The 19107-nt window shown below is 49.7% G+C and carries 16 protein-coding genes; 12 read left to right on the forward strand and 4 right to left on the reverse strand.

The window, feature by feature from the left end; translation table 11 throughout:
* Nucleotides 1–7: 7 nt before the first annotated feature.
* The 4 genes from BLV66_RS09065 to BLV66_RS09080 all read right to left on the reverse strand — a co-directional run bounded on the left by BLV66_RS09065 (nucleotide 8) and on the right by BLV66_RS09080 (nucleotide 4271).
* Nucleotides 8–688, reverse strand: a complete 681-nt coding sequence (locus tag BLV66_RS09065; RefSeq protein ID WP_086985784.1) for an amino acid ABC transporter permease — start codon at nucleotides 686–688, stop codon at nucleotides 8–10.
* 15 nt (nucleotides 689–703) lie between these two features.
* Complete coding sequence (locus tag BLV66_RS09070) at nucleotides 704–1594, reverse strand: transporter substrate-binding domain-containing protein (RefSeq protein WP_086985785.1); 891 nt, start codon at nucleotides 1592–1594, stop codon at nucleotides 704–706.
* A 523-nt stretch (nucleotides 1595–2117) separates the two neighbouring features.
* Nucleotides 2118–2783: a hypothetical protein gene (locus tag BLV66_RS09075; protein ID WP_086985786.1), complete on the reverse strand. Its 666-nt coding sequence runs from the start codon at nucleotides 2781–2783 to the stop codon at nucleotides 2118–2120.
* The gene (locus BLV66_RS09080) at nucleotides 2784–4271 is read right to left on the reverse strand and encodes a DUF1538 domain-containing protein (protein ID WP_086985787.1); all 1488 of its coding nucleotides are present in this window, start codon (nucleotides 4269–4271) and stop codon (nucleotides 2784–2786) included.
* Between the two features lie 245 nt (nucleotides 4272–4516).
* Between BLV66_RS09080 and BLV66_RS09085 the strand changes: the two genes are divergently transcribed.
* The 12 genes from BLV66_RS09085 (at nucleotide 4517) to BLV66_RS09140 (ending at nucleotide 19083) form a co-directional block, all read left to right on the forward strand.
* Nucleotides 4517–5383: a metallophosphoesterase gene (locus BLV66_RS09085; RefSeq protein WP_176974195.1), complete on the forward strand. Its 867-nt coding sequence runs from the start codon at nucleotides 4517–4519 to the stop codon at nucleotides 5381–5383.
* A 148-nt stretch (nucleotides 5384–5531) separates the two neighbouring features.
* Nucleotides 5532–6410, forward strand: a complete 879-nt coding sequence (locus BLV66_RS09090; protein ID WP_086985789.1) for an aldo/keto reductase — start codon at nucleotides 5532–5534, stop codon at nucleotides 6408–6410.
* Between the two features lie 108 nt (nucleotides 6411–6518).
* Complete coding sequence (locus BLV66_RS09095) at nucleotides 6519–7220, forward strand: DNA-3-methyladenine glycosylase family protein (RefSeq protein WP_086985790.1); 702 nt, start codon at nucleotides 6519–6521, stop codon at nucleotides 7218–7220.
* Nucleotides 7221–7377: 157 nt separating this feature from the next.
* Complete coding sequence (locus tag BLV66_RS09100) at nucleotides 7378–8385, forward strand: Gfo/Idh/MocA family protein (RefSeq protein WP_086985791.1); 1008 nt, start codon at nucleotides 7378–7380, stop codon at nucleotides 8383–8385.
* A gap of 75 nt (nucleotides 8386–8460) precedes the next feature.
* Nucleotides 8461–9786 (forward strand): DEAD/DEAH box helicase, encoded by a 1326-nt coding sequence (locus tag BLV66_RS09105; RefSeq protein ID WP_245826664.1) that lies wholly within the window; start codon nucleotides 8461–8463, stop codon nucleotides 9784–9786.
* A gap of 439 nt (nucleotides 9787–10225) precedes the next feature.
* The gene (locus BLV66_RS09110) at nucleotides 10226–11215 is read left to right on the forward strand and encodes a LacI family DNA-binding transcriptional regulator (protein WP_245826665.1); all 990 of its coding nucleotides are present in this window, start codon (nucleotides 10226–10228) and stop codon (nucleotides 11213–11215) included.
* A gap of 401 nt (nucleotides 11216–11616) precedes the next feature.
* Nucleotides 11617–12645: a biotin synthase BioB gene (bioB, locus tag BLV66_RS09115; protein WP_218131829.1), complete on the forward strand. Its 1029-nt coding sequence runs from the start codon at nucleotides 11617–11619 to the stop codon at nucleotides 12643–12645.
* 165 nt (nucleotides 12646–12810) lie between these two features.
* Complete coding sequence (locus BLV66_RS09120; RefSeq protein ID WP_086985793.1) at nucleotides 12811–13617, forward strand: carbonic anhydrase; 807 nt, start codon at nucleotides 12811–12813, stop codon at nucleotides 13615–13617.
* A gap of 173 nt (nucleotides 13618–13790) precedes the next feature.
* Entirely contained in the window at nucleotides 13791–14702 is a 912-nt protein-coding gene (locus tag BLV66_RS09125) for an AEC family transporter (RefSeq protein ID WP_086985794.1), read from the forward strand.
* 446 nt (nucleotides 14703–15148) lie between these two features.
* Nucleotides 15149–16384 (forward strand): L-lactate MFS transporter, encoded by a 1236-nt coding sequence (locus BLV66_RS09130; RefSeq protein ID WP_086985795.1) that lies wholly within the window; start codon nucleotides 15149–15151, stop codon nucleotides 16382–16384.
* 259 nt (nucleotides 16385–16643) lie between these two features.
* Nucleotides 16644–17999 (forward strand): leucine-rich repeat domain-containing protein, encoded by a 1356-nt coding sequence (locus tag BLV66_RS09135; RefSeq protein ID WP_086985796.1) that lies wholly within the window; start codon nucleotides 16644–16646, stop codon nucleotides 17997–17999.
* Nucleotides 18000–18078: 79 nt separating this feature from the next.
* Nucleotides 18079–19083, forward strand: a complete 1005-nt coding sequence (locus BLV66_RS09140) for an LCP family glycopolymer transferase (RefSeq protein ID WP_086985797.1) — start codon at nucleotides 18079–18081, stop codon at nucleotides 19081–19083.
* The last annotated feature ends 24 nt before the right edge of the window (nucleotides 19084–19107 follow it).

Here is a 19107-nt window from a genome sequence, read left to right on the forward strand (position 1 = left end):
TCTTTTTTTATTCCACATACAAAGATAATTTCTTCTCGATGCGTGACTGGAAAGCAGCGAAGACGCTGCAGACCGCCCAATAGATGAGCGCGACCAGGATGTACATCGTCATATAGTCGAACTCGCGGCCACCGACGATCTTGGCGTTCTGGAACATTTCCGGAACGGTGATCATCGCCGCCAAAGATGATCCTTTAATCAGGTCCAACAGCACGTTGCTCATCGGAGGAATGGCGATCCGCAATGCTTGTGGCACGATCACTTTCCGCATGATGAACGACCACTTCAGACCCAGCGCATAGGCCGCTTCCCATTGTCCGTGGTTGACGGAATTCAGCGATGAGCGAATAATTTCCGCACTGTAGGCGGCCGAGCTCATGCTAAAGCCGATGATGGCGGCCGTGACTGCGGTGAATTGGATGCCGATGAACGGAAAGCCGAAGTAGAGCAGGAATAAAATGACCAAAGTAGGGGTTCCCCTCATGAAGGAGATGTAGAGCCGCGCCAGCCAGCGAAGTGGTTTCCACTTGGCCAGCTGCAGGAGGGCAAGGAAAAAGCCAAGCAGCGTGCCATTCACCATGCTGGTCAACGCAATTCCAAGTGTATAGCCCATCCCTTTCAGGACGTACGGGAGGCTGTCTAGAGCCAATTCCGGATTAAAGATATACTGCCATTGGATGCCTGACATGTCTTGCCCACCTTTCTATTCTACGTCGCTTACGTCAATCACAGGGAAGTCATATTCGATCTGTACGGTTACATCCGCACCGTCGTAGAACTGTTTTGATAATTCTGCTAAAGTGCCGTCAGCACGCATTTCATCCAAAGCTACGTTGAATTTATCAGTCAATTCGTCATTGCCTTTTTTGATGGAGAAATTAGTTTCGGATGGGTTGTAGAAAATGTCATGCACTTTAACAGGGATATCAGGTAAAGCGGCAGTCGCCAATTTTTGTGCGTAATAATCGTTCAGGATAACGTCGGTTCTGCCGTTCGCAACGTCAGACAAGTACATATCGTTTGTCGCGTTGTCATAGATTTTTTCTTCTGCGCCGAAGTAACGGGCGACTTTCATGTAAGTTGTCGTTGCCGCACCCGCAGCAATTTTGCCTTTCAAATCTTCCAGCGTTTCGATGCCGGAATTATCGGATTCACGTACGACCATGGCACCGAATGAGTATTTGTAAGGAGTTGTGTAATTGTATTTGTCAGCATTTTCGCCATTGCGGTCGATCCCGAATGCTGCAACATCCACTGCGCCGCTATTGACGGAAGTAAGCATGCCGTCTACGCCCATTTCCGTGAATTCCACTTCCACACCGATGCGCTCAGCGATTTCACGGAGGATTTCCACCTCGTAACCGGTCAATTCGTCGGTTTCTTTATCGTGATAAGAATTAGGGTAAAGCGTTCCGGAAGTGGCTGCCTTCAAAACGCCGGCTTCCTCAATCTTGTTCCATGCTGTTTCTGAATCAGTTAACACCGCTGTATCAGTAGCGCTGCTGTCGGCATTTTCGCCGCTCCCGCAGGCCGCCAATGTCAAACCTAGTAATGCTGTCAAACCGCCAAATAAAAATCTCTTTTTCTTAACCATCCGTGAAACCTCTCCTTTTTCCTCGAATAAGAACTAGACATAAGATAGCACGTATCCGGGCTGAAAGCAATCGTTTTATTTGTAAAAATGATACAGTTTCATATGCTGTTATAAATCATTTTCATAGGAAAGATTGAACAAAATGAACATGTCTTGTTGCGTGGTTCCGAACATTCGCTCGGGATGTTGATACAGTTCGCAACACAGTTTGTGAAGTGGGGAACAGCCCCCGCAATATGCAACGAAAGTTACTGAAAACAAGCGGAAGGCACATTAGGGAATTTTACCTCGTAGCGAGCCGGAATAGTCGAATACTCGAGGAACATCAGATTATTTGGCTCCGTCGCGGGACGAAATTGTCGAATGCTTAGTAACATTCGACAATTTGACCCCAGAGCGATGCAAATTTATCGAATATTAGAGGAACATTCGACAATCTCGCTCCTTAAGTATGCAAAAAAAAACCGGATCGGCTCAAACACCAATCCGGGTCTATTAAGTTTGTCTATCAATCGTATTTTTCTTAACGCACCCCGCGCACATTTTCAGCATCAAAGCTGAACAGGAAGCCGTTTCCGGGTACATCCAGCTGCATCCGCTCGACGATCGCAGCTTCAACGGCGGGAGCAACATCTGAAGTGACGAGGTTCATGATGATATCTTTGCCGTTTTCGAGTTCGATCCCGAACACTTTCCGGCATTTTTCTGCGAAGGCACCGGTCCCGCGGAAAAGGGTGCCGCCACGTGCGCCTGCCGCTGCCGCTGCTTCGACGACATCGTCACCCAAACCGGCGGGAACAATGGTAAAGAAAGCCTCATGATCGGCAAATGGATGGGCGTCCTTTTCGTCCAAGTGCAAGCGTTCACCGTGCGTACCCAGCAAGTGCGATACCGGACTTGTGAAGAGGATGCCGCGATTCGGCAACTCGAAATGGAAGAGTGAGCTGATGTGTTCGATGGCGGGCTGCGTCTTTTCGCGCGCGCAGACCATAAAGAGGATCTCTTTTTTAACTTCATAAAAACCGATAGTGCGCAATAAAGCGCTGGAAACAGTTCCGGAACCATGCATGATGGTCCCGCCGGTGATGCCGCATTTTTTTGCTTCTTCAAGCACTCGGCTAGCTTTGCCGATGTTAACGACGACAAAAATGATATCGTAGAATCGTGTGTTTTCAACTTGTTTGGTCAATCAAAGACCCTCCTTTACACTGTTGCGCTGGTAAATGGCGCCTAACAATTGCAGCGAGATGATCGGCATCATCGCAACCATCGCAATCATCCCAAAACCTTCCAAGAGTACATTAGCATCCGGTGTAATTTCCGCAACACCTTGGATGAACGCCAGGATGAAAGTGGCTGTCATCGGCCCCGAAGCAACGCCGCCCGCATCAAAGGCGATCCCGACGAACAACTTTGGGACTTTGTAGGAAAGGGCGAGGATGATCAGATAGCCGGGGACAAGATAGTGCCAAAGCTGGAGCCAAGGGACGAGTACACGCACGACCGACAAGAGGACAGCGAGCCCGACTCCGATGGACAGGAATCCCAGCACAATACCGCGCTTTACATATCCTGTTGTAACATCTTCTATTTGATGCGTCAACACATATACCGCAGGTTCCGCCAAAATGACCAATACCCCCAGTACAAAACCGACGATCAGGACCGGAATGGAGCTGTCCATCCCGGCGATCAGCATGCCGAGCTTGCGTCCGACTTCCATGAAACCGGCATTCACACCGGTCAGGAACAGGACCAATCCGACAAACAGATAAGCCATCCCTAAAAAAATACGGCGAAAAGCGCGTTTGGAGAGTTTTTCATCCGCAAAGAAGACATGGTTGAGCACGAAAATGATCAATATCGGCGAAACGGCCAACAAGATTTCGCCCGCGATCTTCGGAAACTCATGCATGAAAGGCACGAGCCAGTGGGTCACAGCAGCCGCGCTGGCAGGTATCGAGCCCGAGAGCGGTTCATCGGAGCGGACGAACAAACCCAGTATCAACACGGCCAGAATGGCGCCGGCTGAGGCGATCCCCACCAGGCCGAAGCTGTCCTCTTCAGCTGACTGCGTTCGCCGGTTCAGGGATGCAACCCCGACCGCCAATGCCAACATGAAGGGCACGGTCAAAGCACCGGTCGTCGATCCCGAGGCATCAAAAGCGATGGCGAACAGGTCGTTTGTGCTAAAGTAAGCCAAGCCAAAGATGGCGAGGTAGAGGAACGTGAAAGCCTTGTTCAGCGGATAACGGTAAACGATCCGGAAAAGGCCGATCGTCAGCATCACGGCGATGCCGACAGAAACGACGACCAGGAGCAGATTTTTCGGATACATACCGTTCGTGACCTCGGAGACCTGCGTCGCCAAAATATGCAGATCCGGTTCCGCGATCGAGATGAAGAAGCCGAGCACAAGCCCCATCCCGAGTACGTATTTCATGCTGTTGCTGCGAGCCAAGCCTCTTCCGAGAAATTTCCCGATCGGCGTGATGCCGAGATCCACGCCGAAAAGAAAGATGGATAAGCCGATGATGATCAAAAACGCTCCGAACAGGAATCGCTGCAGATCGATCGTTTCGAGTGGGGTCAATGTGAAGTGAAGCAGGACGACAAGCAACGTAATCGGCATTACGGACTGCAGGACTTCCCTTAATTTTTCTGTAAATATACGCATAGATTCATTCCTTTCATGATGCTGTTATAATGTTGAAGGGTAATATTGATATATTAAACATAACATGACAACTAATAAATAGGAAGTGAAACGCACCGTTCTGAAAGGTATCAGACAACATCCTTATACTTCCAGAAAAATATCCTGGCCACGACGGCCAAAAGCGCCAACCATTTTATTTTGACGTAAGCGCTCCAAAGCATTAGAATAAAGGAAACAATAGGGTTTCATGAAGGATGATAAATATGAGCGTAAAAAACAATGGTTTGCTGAAGGCTGCCGTTTTGGCGGGCGCGGCGGCGTACCTGCATCTCCAAAATACTTGGATCCAAAAGACCGAGTATACGATTCCGGTCAAGAACTTGGCGTCGGAAAATGAAGGTCTGAAGATCGTTCAGATTTCCGATCTCCATCTGCCGAAAGAGAAAATCAATCTGAACAAGCTGATCGACATGACGAAAGAAGCGGAACCGGACTTTATCTTTCTGACCGGCGACCAGATTCAAGGTGATCAGACCTTTGATCCCTCGGTGGCGGAAAAACTGTTCCGGCAATTGACAGCGATCGCGCCGACCTATGCCATCAACGGCAACCATGACCGCCATTCGCCCATGTTCCAAATTGCGTTGGATCTGTACAAGAAAACAGGGATCCGATTTCTGGACGATGAAGCAATCAGCGTCCTGGCGAAAGGCAGAAAGCCTGTCGTCATCATGGGTCTGAGCGACAAAAGTGCAGCCATCCAGAAAATCACGAAGGATTTCCTGAAGAAAATTAAACTGAGAAAAGATTGGCAAGGCCAAACGTACCTGTTGTTGGCGCACCGGCCTGAGCATTTCCTGAAGTACCATATCAATCCGGAGAAATCAGCTGACATCACGTTTTCCGGGCATGCGCACGGCGGTCAGATCCGCATCCCTAGACTGGGCGGACTCTATGCACCGGGACAAGGCCGTATGCCGCAGCATACCGAAGGGGTTTATCTGTTGCCCACGGATCCGGAAAAGAAACTGGTCGTCAGCCGCGGCATAGGCGGATCGTCCTTCCCGTTCCGCATCAACAACCGTCCGGAAATGGTCGTCGTGACTTTGACGAATGGCTCGGTTTCCTAAAAACTGTAGGTGCATGCTCCAATAATGCTGAGACGGCGTGGGGAAGATTATTTCCTCCGGTTTGTTATGTAAGCGCATTAATAATTTTTGTATTTCTTACCAAATTGGGTTACACTTAAGGTAATAAGTAGAAGGAGCGTGGATTATCATGGTAAAGAGCTTAATGGATAGGATGCCTTTGAACGATGGTTTTACAATCCCTGGCATTGGTTTTGGAACATGGGATGTCAGCGATGGTGAAGCCGAAGAACTAGTCTTCATGGCCATCATGCGCGGTTTCCGCCTGATTGACACAGCGAGCATGTACAAAAATGAAGCCGGCGTAGGCCGAGGAATTAATAAAGCAATCAATGCTGGTATTTCCAGAGATGACATTTTTGTGGTCACAAAGCTCTGGGAAGACGAAATGGGCTATGACAAAGCTACCGATGCCATCAAAGCCAGCTTTGACCGCTTAGGGTTGCAACAAATCGACTTATTCTTGATTCACCGCCCTAGCAAAGAAGATGGCGTGAACATCGAAACTTGGAAAGCGCTGGAAGATGCGAAAGATTCCGGACGCGTGAAAAGCATCGGCGTCTCCAACTTCTCACGCGGCGAATTGAAGGAATTGATGGAAAATTCCCGCATCAAACCGGCCGTTAACCAATTGGAGATCAACCCATTCCACAACATGGAAGAGGTGGATGATTTCGGCTACGACAACAACATCGTGTCGATGGCGTACAGCCCATTGGCAAAAGGCAGAGCCTTGGAAGAAGGTAAAGTCATCAAAATCGCTGAAAAATATGGCAAGACACCGGCTCAGATTGTATTGAAATGGGCTGTGCAACGCGATATCATTCCGATTCCGAAAACAAAGGATCCCGACCGCATGAAGGAAAATCTGGACCTGTTCGACTTCATGTTGACGGATGAGGAAATGGAAAAAATCACCCGCATCAAACAAGCCAGTAATTTTGTGAGAGGACACCAAGACCACAACCTCGGCAAGAGAATCGGGGTCGATACCCACAACATCAAGTGATGCCAATCAAATCAAAGCTGGGGGCTTCCGGGTCTCCAGCTTTTCCGTGTGCGCTGAGAAAAGAAACTGTATAATGGAATAAAATAAAGCAGAACAAGGATGGATAAGATGAATTTTTACTATGATGAAGAAGCGATCCGCTATCTGAAGGCCAAAGATCCGATTTTGGCGGACATCATCGACCGGGTCGGGCCCATCGAACGGCCAATCGATGAGGATCTGTTTTCGGCGCTCATCAACAATATCGTCGGCCAACAGATTTCGATGAAGGCCCAAGAGACCGTCTGGAAAAGGATGCTTGCTGCTTTCGGGGCGATTACGCCGGAGAATATTTGCCGAGCGAGCGTCGAAGAAATCCAGCAGTGCGGTTTATCTACCCGCAAAGCGACCTATATCCTTGAAGCAGCTGAAAAAGTTCTTTCCGGCGAATGCAACCTGGAGGCATTGAAGGATATGAACGATGAAGAGGTCATCGCCGAGCTCTCGCAACTGCGCGGCATCGGCAAATGGACAGCCGAGATGCTGCTGATCTTTTCGATGGGCCGTCAGGATGTTTTGAGTTGGGACGATCTCGCCATCCATCGCGGCTTGCGGATGGTGTATCATCACCGCAAAATCACGAAGCCGTTGTTCCAAAAATATAAACGGCGTTACGCGCCATACGGTTCGATTGCGAGCCTCTATCTGTGGGAAGTGTCCGTTGGCGTCCTGCCCGGTCTGAAGGACTATGCGCCACTGACCGAAGCCGAAAAGAAGAAGCGTCTGAAGCAGCGCCAAGAATTAAAACGGGCGGAAAAGCAGCTATTATAAGGTATAAAAACAGCATCCCATTTGCATCGGGATGCTGTTTTCGCTTCTATTGGGATTTACGCCTCAAAAAAATGTTATCGCTAAGCAATCCACTCCCGATTAGTGTAGAATAAGGATAGAATGTTCAAAAGACAACAATGAGTGAGGGGATAAAACCATGATCAGATTAGGTATCATCGGAACGAGCAGCATCGCGCATGAATTCGCCACATCGGCAAAAGCATCCGGACAATTTGAAATAAAAGCGGTCTATAGCCGCACCCAGTTTAATGCCCAGAGTTTCGGCGAGGGCTACGGCGCGGATTTATTCGTAACGGAGTTAGATAAATTCACAGCCTTGGAGGAAGTGGATGCCATCTACATCGCATCGCCGAACAGCCTCCATTTTGAGCAAGCCATGTCTGCCATCGCGAACGGTAAGCATCTCATCGTCGAGAAGCCAATCTTCTCGAACACGAAAGAATGGGAGGCAGCCTTCGCCGCAGCGAAAGCCAACAATGTTTTCCTATTTGAAGCCGCCCGCCACCTACATGAACCGAACTTCGCGCTCGTTAAGAACGAGATAGCCAAATTGGGCGAAATCGACGGTGCCAGCTTCACGTATGCCAAATATTCCTCCCGCTACGACCAGGTCTTGGCCGGCGAGGAACCGAACATCTTCTCGCTGGATTTTTCCGGCGGGGCGCTCTCCGATTTGGGCGTGTACTTGCTGTACGCTGCCATCGCTTGGTTCGGTGTGCCTGAGAAAGTCGATTATGCCGCCAAAAAAATCCAGACGGGCGTGGATGGAGCCGGCACGATGCTGTTGAAATATCCGTATTTCACAGTCAGCCTGCACACGTCAAAAATTTACAATTCCTTCGCTGATTCGGAAATCTACAGCGGCAAAAAAACGTTGATTCTCGATGGCGTCAATTTGATCCAGTCGGTCGAATTGGTGGACGGCGAGACCGATGAGCGTTACCAATTGGCCGAAAAAGCGTCCGGACATTTCATGGATGACGAGGTTCGTGCATTCGCGCGCGTCTTGAATGATCCGGGAAATCCTGATACTATAGAAGACTATGAACGTTGGACGCAGATCAGCCGAGACGTCAACCGGACAATGGAAGCTTTACGCAAAAAAGCGGGCATCGTTTATCCAGCGGATTTAGATGAGGCATAGGTCAGCCGGATGCTTCCGCGCGAGGAATGCACCGCAGCTTAATAATAGGCTGCACTATAAGAAATGAGGAAATAAATGATGATGATGGAAGAAATGGCAATGCCATTCGAAAAATACTGGAACGAGATGAGTTTTCAGTTGCCGACACCGATCCAAGAAAATGTCTTCAAGCCGTTGATGGAAGGCAAAGATGTCGTTGGCTTATCGCCGACCGGTACCGGCAAAACCTTGGCTTATGCCATCCCGTTGTTGCAAAAAACGGATGCCAACAAGGAGTTACAATTGTTGGTGCTCGTGCCTTCGCAAGAATTGGCGCACCAAGTAGGGCACGTTTTGGCGGAATGGGGTTCCCTGAAAGATCTGACCGCGCAAGTGATCATCGGTGGTGCTAACGTGGGCCGTCAGATCGACAAGTTAAAGGAAAAACCGGAAATCGTGGTCGGAACACCGGGACGATTGCTGGAATTGGCCAACCAGAAAAAATTGAAGCTGCACAACATCAAGACGGTCATCCTGGATGAAGCGGACTATTTGATGCAGGAAGAACATCTGAGCGCCTTGCGCGAATTGATCAAAAAAACGCCGGGGTCCCGCCAACTTGGCTTCTTCTCGGCTACGAACAGCGAAAACCTGAAGGACATCCAGAAATGGTTCAACACGGAACCGCTTTGGTTCGATACAACCAAGGAAGGCCAATTCATGGACCAGACTGTCCATGGCTTCATCGAGGCGCCGACGCGTAAGCGTGCTGAAATGCTGCGCCGCTTGGGCAACTTGGAAGGCATGCAGGCGCTCGTTTTCGTTAATTCTACGCAGGAACTTGATTACTTGGCGCAGAAACTGCAGTTCGAGGGCATCAATGTCCGCATGCTGCACAGCGATTACGGAAAGGCACAGCGTAAAAGCGCCATGGAAGAATTCCGTAAAGGCAATGCGACGTTCCTTCTGACGACGGACGTTTCCGCCCGCGGGATCGACATCCTGGATCTGCCGTACGTTATCCATTACGATCTGCCACTTTCGAAGGAAACCTACCTGCACCGCTCCGGACGTACGGGCCGGATGGGCAAAAAAGGGATCGTGCTGTCCTTGGTGAATGATCGCAACAGCCGCGATATCAAACGCTTCGCGCCGCATCCAGATGAAGTAAAAGAATTCTTCATCTACGGCGGTGAGCTCGTCAACGAACTGCCGAGCCGCGAATCACGTGACGCCATTCGCGATGCGCAGAAACCGGCAGCAGCCAAAGCAGCCAAAATCCAGAAAAAAGCTGCTTTGAAAGAGGAAGAGACTGCGAAGGAAGCAGTTGCCAAAAAAACGAAAAAGAAAAAAATCCGCTCCAAAGATCAGAAAAACAAAGGCGCGCGCCGCAAGCCAACAGAACCAAAGCCAACTGAATAACTGATGAACTTTCCGCATTCTGCCGGAAGGACAGCCCAAAACCGCGCTTGCGGGGGCTGTCCGCGGTGGCGTGCGGATTTTTTGAGTTTTATGAAATGTGCGGGCCGGAACTCCGGCCAAGCTGGCGGTCGCCGAAGGACAGCGTAACAAACTGCGCCCAGCTCCGGCGAGGCCGGCATCCCCGGAGGAGCATGGTAACAAACGGGCTCTCCTCCGGGGGCGCATCCCTTGGTCGGAGCTGACGCTCAAAATTCGGCCCGGAATTCCGGCCAGTCGGGCGACCCAGTCCTGCCAGGATCTAGTCCCAACAGCCCAGAAAGCAGATTTCCTTCCCCGGTCCGTTGCGGCGAACCCCGCGCACCTGTATAATCAAAGTCAGAGAATGAATATGTATACGGATACGGAACAGAGTCCGCTATGCAGCAGAAGAAAGGGGTGCATGCTAACTATGGTCACCATCAATGACATCGCCAAAATGGCCGGTGTGGCGAAGAGCACCGTTTCCCGCTATCTGAACGGCGGGGCGGTCAGCGAAAAAACAAAGGCGAAACTGGATGAGATTGTCGCCGAGAACGACTATAAACCAAATAAATTTGCCCAAAGCCTAAAAGCGAAACGCACGCACATGGTCGGGACGATTATTCCGCGTCTGAACTCCTTTGCGACGAATGAAGCGTTGCGGGGCTTGGAGAACAGTCTGCGCCTATCCAAAAACCAATTGTTGATCACGAATGCGGATCAGAGCCGCGAGCGCGAAATCGAAGCCATTTCTACCTTAGCGAAGCAGCGCGTCGACGGCATTGTCTTCTTCGCGGCGGCCATCACGCCGGCTCATGTGAAGGCTTTCGAAGAGGCTGATGTTCCCGTCGTCATCGTTGGGCAATCGCATCCCGATTTCCACTGCATTATTCATGATGATGAGAAGGCGGGCCGTTCGGTCGGAGCCTACGCAGTGGCGAACGGTCACAGGAACATTCTTGTCTTCGGGGTCGACGAATCCGATAAAGCTGTCGGGGTGACCCGGCGCAACGGCATCGAGCAGGCTTTCGAAGGCCATGACATCGACTACACCTTCGTCAAAACGAGCTTTGCCATGAAGGATGCCTACGAAAAAGCACTGGAAATCCTGCCGCAATCCAAAGCGACTTTCGTGATCGGCGCGACCGACAATATCGCAATCGGGATCATGCGCGCCGCCCATGAACTGCAGCTGGAAATCCCGAACCAGTTTTCCTTGGCGGGCTTCGGGGGCTATGAAATCACCGAGGCTGTCTATCCGCGCATCACGACGGTCCATTACCATTTCCAGGAGTCCGGCGAATTGGCAGCGAAAATTCTGATGGAATTGATTTTGAAAAAAGAAGTCGCCCAAATCCAAACGCTGGACAATGAGTTGCTGATCAGGGAATCGACCCAAAAAAATGCTTAGACATAACGTATGCAACAATTATTAAACAACAAAAAACGACGAGGCTGTATCAGAACCAGAACAGGATTTTCTGGCTTTGAGGCAGTCTCGATTTATATGTGGGAATTGAATTTACGTTTAGAGATTCCCCTCCAAAACCTATTTGGCGGAGAAATTCCACCGCCTAAACGGAAAGACGAGGCTGCTTCATTTTTATACAGCCCATCGTTTTTTTTTTGAGCCGTCCGCAATACACAGGAAAAGCACAATCCTTCACCATCGCTTCAAAACACACGAAACTCAGAACTCGCACGTTTTCTGCATTTTTTCATTGTCAACCTTATAATTTTTGTGGTTGACACTTTTTTCCGCATGTGCCATCATTGATTCAATGACTATAACAAATAGAATGGAGAAGAATGATGAGCGAAAAAGAACCTACTTTATCCTTAAACAATGAAGAGCCTGTCAGCAACAACCTGGCGACAATGGCAGCAATCAAAAGCAAACTTTATGCCGGCGGACAACTCACCAAAGAAGAGGCCATGGCATTAATCCGGGTGCCGCTCGAAGAGCTGTGCGCAACCGCCAATGAGGTGCGCGAGCATTTCTGCGGTAATGTGTTCGATGTCTGCACAATCATCAACGGCAAGAGCGGCAAGTGCTCGGAAAACTGCAAGTTCTGCTCCCAATCGCGCTATTACCGCACGAAAGTTGATGCCTACTCACTCATCGGGTCGGAAACGATCGTCGAGCAGGCGAAATACAACGAAGAGCGGGGTGTGCTGCGTTATTCCATCGTGACCTCGGGCAGAGCATTGTCCAGCAAGGAAGTGGACAATGTCTGCGAAAGTCTGCAGGCTGTCCAGAAGGAATCGGACATCGCGCTTTGCGGCTCTTTCGGACTTTTGGAGGAAAAGGAATTCGCCAAGCTGAAGCAGGCGGGATTGACGCGCGTCCACAACAATCTGGAAACCTCGCGAAGGAATTTCCCGAACGTCTGCACGACCCACACCTACGACGACAAAATCGCCGCTATCCGCGCAGCCCAACAGGCCGGTCTGACCGTCTGCAGCGGCGGCATCATCGGCTTGGGCGAGACGATGGAGGACCGCATCGATATGGTCATCGACTTGCGCGAAATGGGCATTCGTTCGATACCTGTCAATCTTTTGAATCCCATCCCGGGCACACCGTTCGAGGGAAACGAAGTCATCAACGACGAGGAGATGAGCCGCATCATCGCGATTTTCCGGTTACTGGCTCCTGATGCTTATATCCGGTTGGCCGGCGGAAGGGGGCTGCTTGCGGATAAAGGCAGACAGTGTTTCCTTTCCGGCGCCAATGCGGCAATTTCCGGCGATATGTTGACGACTGACGGCATCACAATCGAACAGGATATGCGCATGTTGGGCGAAATTGGGTACGAGGTGGTCCTGTGCGATGACTGATGGGACGGTATAGCCCCGCCTTATCCTCTTCGCAATATTCTTTTGAATGTATAGTGTGGAAGGGATGTTCTGTTGATTTGTTGTTTTTAGCTATTCATTCGACAACTTGTTTGTGAATTTTTTTATATAATAAACAGATATTGTTTAGAGGAGGAAAAGCAAAAAATGACTGACACAAAAGGGTATAAAAAAGTTTTGGCGGTTTTGGGGGTATTTGTCTTATTGGGATTGAGCGGCTGCGGCCAAGAAGAAGTATCTGAAGCAGACAGCAGCGTGCAGACGACGACGGAACAGACTTCCGAAACTGCAACACATGAATCAACTGAAGAAACTTTGGATTATGATAACCAGGATGAATGGGACTTCGAATCCGGCGAGATGCAATCCCCAATCAATATCGAAACGAGTGCAGCTGAAACGATGACGACAGATGGAGCGTTGACATTGGACTATGCGGAAGAGATCATCGATGTAGTCGATAACGGGCACAGCATTGAAATTGAAGACGGCGGCCAAGCGACGATCGCCGGACGCAGTTTTGAGCTGAAGCAATTCCATCTGCATTCTCCGAGTGAGCATACGCTAAATGGGGAAAATTTCCCGATCGAACTGCATTTTGTCCACAAAGCACAGGACGGACGCTTAGCGGTTATCGCGGTCTTTTTTAAAGAAGGCGCAGAAAATGCTGCCTTTCAAGCAATTTTGGATGATGTGAAGGCGAATGAAGAAGTTGCTGTTGCGAGCGGACTCAGCTTGAATGTTGCTGAACTACTTCCAGCGAACAAAAGTTATTACCATTACCTAGGCTCCTTGACTACCCCGCCGCTGACCGAAAATGTCGAGTGGTATGTGATGGCGAATCCTGTTGAGGTATCCGCGGAACAGATTGCGGCCTTCAACGAATATTATGAAGGCAACAACAGAGAGGTCCAACCATTGGGCGATCGTTCCGTTTTGAAGTATGAAGAATAGCAAGCTTTTTTCAAAGTTCCGTCCCCCGATTCATATTGGGGCAGACGGAACTTTTTTTAATTCTCCGACCGTATTCAAAGGAATCCGTAATGCGATTACAAAATACAGAAAGATCGGATGCAATGGTATTTTTTTGTTATAATTGAATGAAAAACGCGAGCAGGGGGAACGTAATGGGGGAAATAGCAGCAAAAGCCGCATCACTGATTTTGATCATCGTGATCGGCTATATCATCAAACGGGTCGGGTGGGTAAGCGCGGATGATTTTCCGAAATTTTCGAAAATCGTACTGCGGATCACGTTGCCCTGCGCACTGATCACCAGTTTCAACACGTTCGACATCACCTACAACCTGTTGTTTTTGACCGCAATCGGCCTCCTCGCTAACTTGGTCCTGCAAATCACCGGCTATCTGGTGAATCAGCGGAAAGGTGGCATAGCGCAGGCTTTCGGAATCATCAACCTCGGCAGCTACAACGTCGGGGCCTTTGCGATGCCGTATATCGCCGGATTGATGGGCCCGCAGTCGATTATTTTCGCATCCCTTTTCGATGTCGGCAATTCCTTCGGAGCTGCCGGAATCGGCTATGGCTGGTCCAGGTCGGTTGCGGATGAGGAACAAAAAACAACCTTAGGCGGCTTCCTCAAGCTCATGTTCCTTTCGCCGCTGTTCGATACCTACTTGATTCTGTTGTTGATGCGCCTCTTCGAGCTGCAATTGCCGGATGCAGTCATCACCTTTACATCCACTGTGGGTGGCGCCAATACTTTCCTGGCGATGCTGATGATCGGGATCGGCTTAGAATTGGGCTTGGATGCGCACCGCTTCAAGCTGGCCTTCAAATACTTGGCTATCCGCTACGGTTTTTCGCTGATTTTCTCCATCCTGACCGTGCTCTTCCTGCCGGTCTCAATGGTAGTGAAGACGATCCTCTGCATGCTGTTCTTTTCGCCGATTGCATCCATGGCGACCAGATTCACCGACGAAGCGGGCGGGGACGTCGAAACCTCCGCCTTCATGAATTCTGTTTCCATCCTGATCGGTATCTTCGCGCTGCCGCTCGTTTTGGCGGTCATGGGATAAAAATGTCAAATGAAAAAAATCAAAATCATCCGTTCTTGTAGCGGGTGTTTTTTTGTTGGGCGGACGAGTCGCGGTTTCCTCCGGCGAACGCAGGCTTCGCCGAAGTTCGGCTCACATACTAGTCTTGTACTCCAACAAGGAGGTGCCTACAGGAGATGGATACCGCGAGCTACCATCGTGCTCCGGTGAGCGGCCTCTCACCGGAGCAGGGAGCCGCGCAAGCTGCTCAGCTCCGACCGCCCAACCCCAACCCCGACCCCAACCCCACTCATATAAGATTAACCTATAACTGTATATATCAATTAAGTGTTACCTTATAACCCGGTTCCATGGCATACTGGAACAATCTCCATAAATGAAAGGCATCAGCAAATATTGGGATAGTGACGTTGCGTTAGCCCGCTATTCCTGTAAATACAAAAGAATTAGGAAAAGGAGGAACAGTAATGAAGAAAGAAACAAATCGTTGGGTGGTCCTGATCAGCTCGATGGGGATCTTGTTGTGCACCGGTATCGTCTACACGTTCAGTGTTTTCGCGGGACCGTTGGCGGAATTGCGGGGATGGGCGGTGCCGGACATCATGATGGCGTTCGCCATCAATTCTGCAGTGGGGCCGATTCCGATGATTTTCGGTGGCTATTTCACGGACCGCGGGTGGGCAAAATGGATTGCCCGCATCGGTGTCGTGCTTTTTGGTATCAGCTTTGCATTCACCGGGCAAGCGACCAGCATCTTTCAGCTGTATCTGATCTACGGTATCTTCGGTGGATTTGCGCAGAACTTTGCTTATTCTGCTTGCTTGAGCAACACAATCCGCTTTTTCCCGGATAAAAAAGGCTTGGCCTCCGGTCTGATCACGGGCGGTATGGGCGGAGCGGCGATCATAGCGGCACCGATTGCGAATACGCTGATCCAACGTTACGGTGTGAGCCAAGCCTTCTGGCGTATGGGCTTGGCGTATGCACTGGTGGGTCTTTGTTTCAGCCTGTTCATCCGCTCGGCGCCGAAACAAATTGTTCCACAAGAGGCTGCGACCCAGCAAAAGGCACCAGCAGAATCAATCACCGTAAGCAAAAACTGGAAAGAAATGTTGGGCACTCCGGCTTTCTACTTGTTGATCTTGATGTTCGCGATGGGCGCCTTTTCCGGCCTGATGATCGCTTCGAATGCCTCGCTGATAGGTCAGTCCATGTTCGGTTTATCGGCATCGGCCGCAGCCGCTTATGTCAGCCTCTATTCCTTGAGCAACACGTCAGGGCGGGTATTCTGGGGTGCAATTTCTGATCGCATCGGCCAAATTCGCGCAGTTATCATTATTTACAGTGCCATCATTTTTGCCTTCATCCTGCTTGTAAGCGTCAACCAAGTGTGGGCCTTCTCTGTCGGAATTGTCACTCTGGGGCTCTGCTTTGGTGGTGTGATGGGCGTCTTTCCAGGATTGGTCATGGATAATTTCGGACCGGCAAATCAGGGTGTCAACTACGGCATCGTCTTCATCGGTTTTTCGAGTGCTGCCTTCGTCGCTCCGAAAGTGACGGCATCATTGGCTGCTGCGAACAATGGCGACTTCACGAAAGCCTTCTATGTCGCCATTGCAGTCGTTCTGCTTGGTCTGGCCTTGAGCCTCGTCTACGCAATCAGGAAATCCGCGACCAAGCTTGCTACGGAAACTGTCCAGTAGAAACTCCATTGAAAATAGCCCGCGTTGAGGAGAAATGTTCTCCGAAATGCGGGCTATTTTTCTGAATGAAAAGAGTTGTAGCATAAAATTTGCCAATAAGTGTCTATGTTAAGAAGCCCCTAAAGTTAGCGATCCGAGCATAGGAGGCTTATAATCATGTTATAACGTACTCAAGTTCACATGACTATCTCCTGGGAGAATCTAAGCCATATTGGATTCCATCATCAGCTCCAATGCCCATTTTTGAGGAGTGATTAATATGAGAAATAGAAAGATACTGGTGACCCTTTTTACCTTGATTTTTTTGGCGAGCTGCGCCGAGAAAATGGAATTGGGCCAAGATCCAGAAAAAAGCAGCCAAGAGAGCACAAGACAATCTGAAAACACAGCGGAAAGAGAATCAGGCAAAACAACAGCAGCACAAAACGTTTCTCTGACTTTTGCCGATGAAGATATGGAAGTTTATGTCCGCAAGCTGATTGGCAAACAAGAAGGCGACCTGACTACAAGCGATATCGAGTCGGTCGATGCCCTCTATTTAGGCAATAAGGATATCGGCACGATCAGCGGGATTGAATATTTCACGAATTTGCGGATACTCCACCTGAATGACACGCCAATCAATGACATCAGCGCGCTGGCAGGGTTGACGCAACTGGAATATCTCGATATCAGCCGCACCCAAGTCAACGACCTCATAGCTTTAACGGATTTGGCGAAACTAAAAACCCTTTACCTCAACAATAATCAATTGGAGGACATCACAGCACTCGCCGGATTGAAGCAACTTGAGGTGCTCTATCTGAATGACACACAAGTCGTTGACATCCGCCCGTTAGCCGAATTGACCAGCCTGCAGTCTCTGAAGCTGGGTAACACCGAAGTTGAAGATGTAAGCGAATTGGCAGGTTTGACTCAGCTACGCTACCTGAGCCTAGGGAACACCAATGTCAAAGACATCAAGGCGCTATCCGGCTTGACTCAGCTGACCGTCTTGGAAATGAACGACACGCCTATACGTGACGCCGCAGCCTTAGCGGATTTGACGCAACTGATGGAGTTGAATATGAGCGGTACTGAAATAGCCGATACAAGCTCGTTTGCGAGGCTCGGAAATTTGTTGACGCTCAACTTGAATGGCACCAATATAAGCGATCTTTCGCCGTTCACAGGCCTGAAAAAGCTGGCACGCTTGGATTTGAAAGGCACCCAAGTTGAGGATATCGGCAGTTTGGCTGAATTGACCCAGCTGACACATCTCGAAATCAGTGGGGTGCAAGTGAGCGACGTCGCTGCATTGGCCAACTTGACGGAATTGGTCTATCTCGACCTGGCCCAGAATAGGATCAGCACTATCGACAGCCTGGCCAGTCTCACAAAAGTAAGACATCTGAATTTATCAGGAAATCAAATAAGCAATGCCAGCGCATTAGCGAATTTAACCGAGCTTTGGTACCTCGATTTGAAGGGAAATCCAATCAGTGATATTGCACCTTTGTCGGGCTTGGCTAAGTTGGGGAAACTGAATATCAGTAAGGCAGGCATCAACGCCGAACAACAAGAAATACTTCAGAACGCTCTGCCGGACTGCGACATCAGTTGGCACGCAGAATGATCCCATAAGGACAAAACTGGAAATGTAATATAAAAACAATTATCTTATGGATGGCTTTCAGAGGAGAGGAGAAAAAACAATGAGATCGAATAAAGAAAATAAAAAAGGTTTGAAAATAGTCGGCAGCATCTTTGCTATTCTGGTGATCGGGATCCTCTGGTATGCCTACTCAATTTATGCAAATGTGAAAGACACTATGGACATAGCCTACACTCCTGTCGCAGCCGAGACCTTACGGACAACAAATACCGTTACTGTAGCCGATTCCTCGAATGTGACTGATGAAGAAAGTCAGGCCGAAGCTGAAGCAATGACGCCTTCGGAACTTCTGGAAGCTGGAGAGCCGGTTTCCATCCTGTTGTTGGGAGTCGACACAGGAGACCTGGGCCGCACGGAGCAGGGCCGTTCCGATTCTATGGTGGTCATCACTATCAATCCGCACACCCAAAAGACCACACTATTGAGCATCCCGCGCGACACGTACACTGAAATCGTCGGCAATGGCACTTCAGACAAAATCAACCATGCTTATGCATTCGGCGGCACAGCGATGTCGATCAATACCGTGCAGCAAATGCTGGACATCCCCATCGATTTCTACGTGATGGTCAACATGGCCGGTATCCAGGAAATCGTTGACGCTGTTGGCGGCATCACCGTCGAGAGCCCACTTGCCTTCAATCAAAATAATTTTGAATTCGTCGAGGGAACGAACCAACTGGATGGTGAAGCAGCATTGGCGTTCTCACGCATGCGCTATGAAGATCCAGCCGGCGATACCGGTCGCCAAGGCAGACAACGCCAGGTCATCGAAGGCGTCATCCGAAAATTAGCGACACCGGAAACCTTGCTGAACTATCAGACGGTCTTAGACTCCCTTTCAGCTAATATGCAAACAAGCTTCCAAATGCCCGATTTCTACGCGCTCCAAAACCAAGATTACCTCGGTGCAGTCGGCAACATCGAACAACAACAACTCGATGGTACGGGCGGGATGATGAACGATATCTACTATAGCTTTGTGGAAGAAGCCGAACTGACGCGCGTCCATGAGCTATTGCAGACAGAATTGGAATTGGAATAGACAGGTGGCAAGGCTGCCAAATGG

Source organism: Trichococcus collinsii, assembly GCF_900107505.1.
Classification (GTDB): domain Bacteria; phylum Bacillota; class Bacilli; order Lactobacillales; family Aerococcaceae; genus Trichococcus; species Trichococcus collinsii.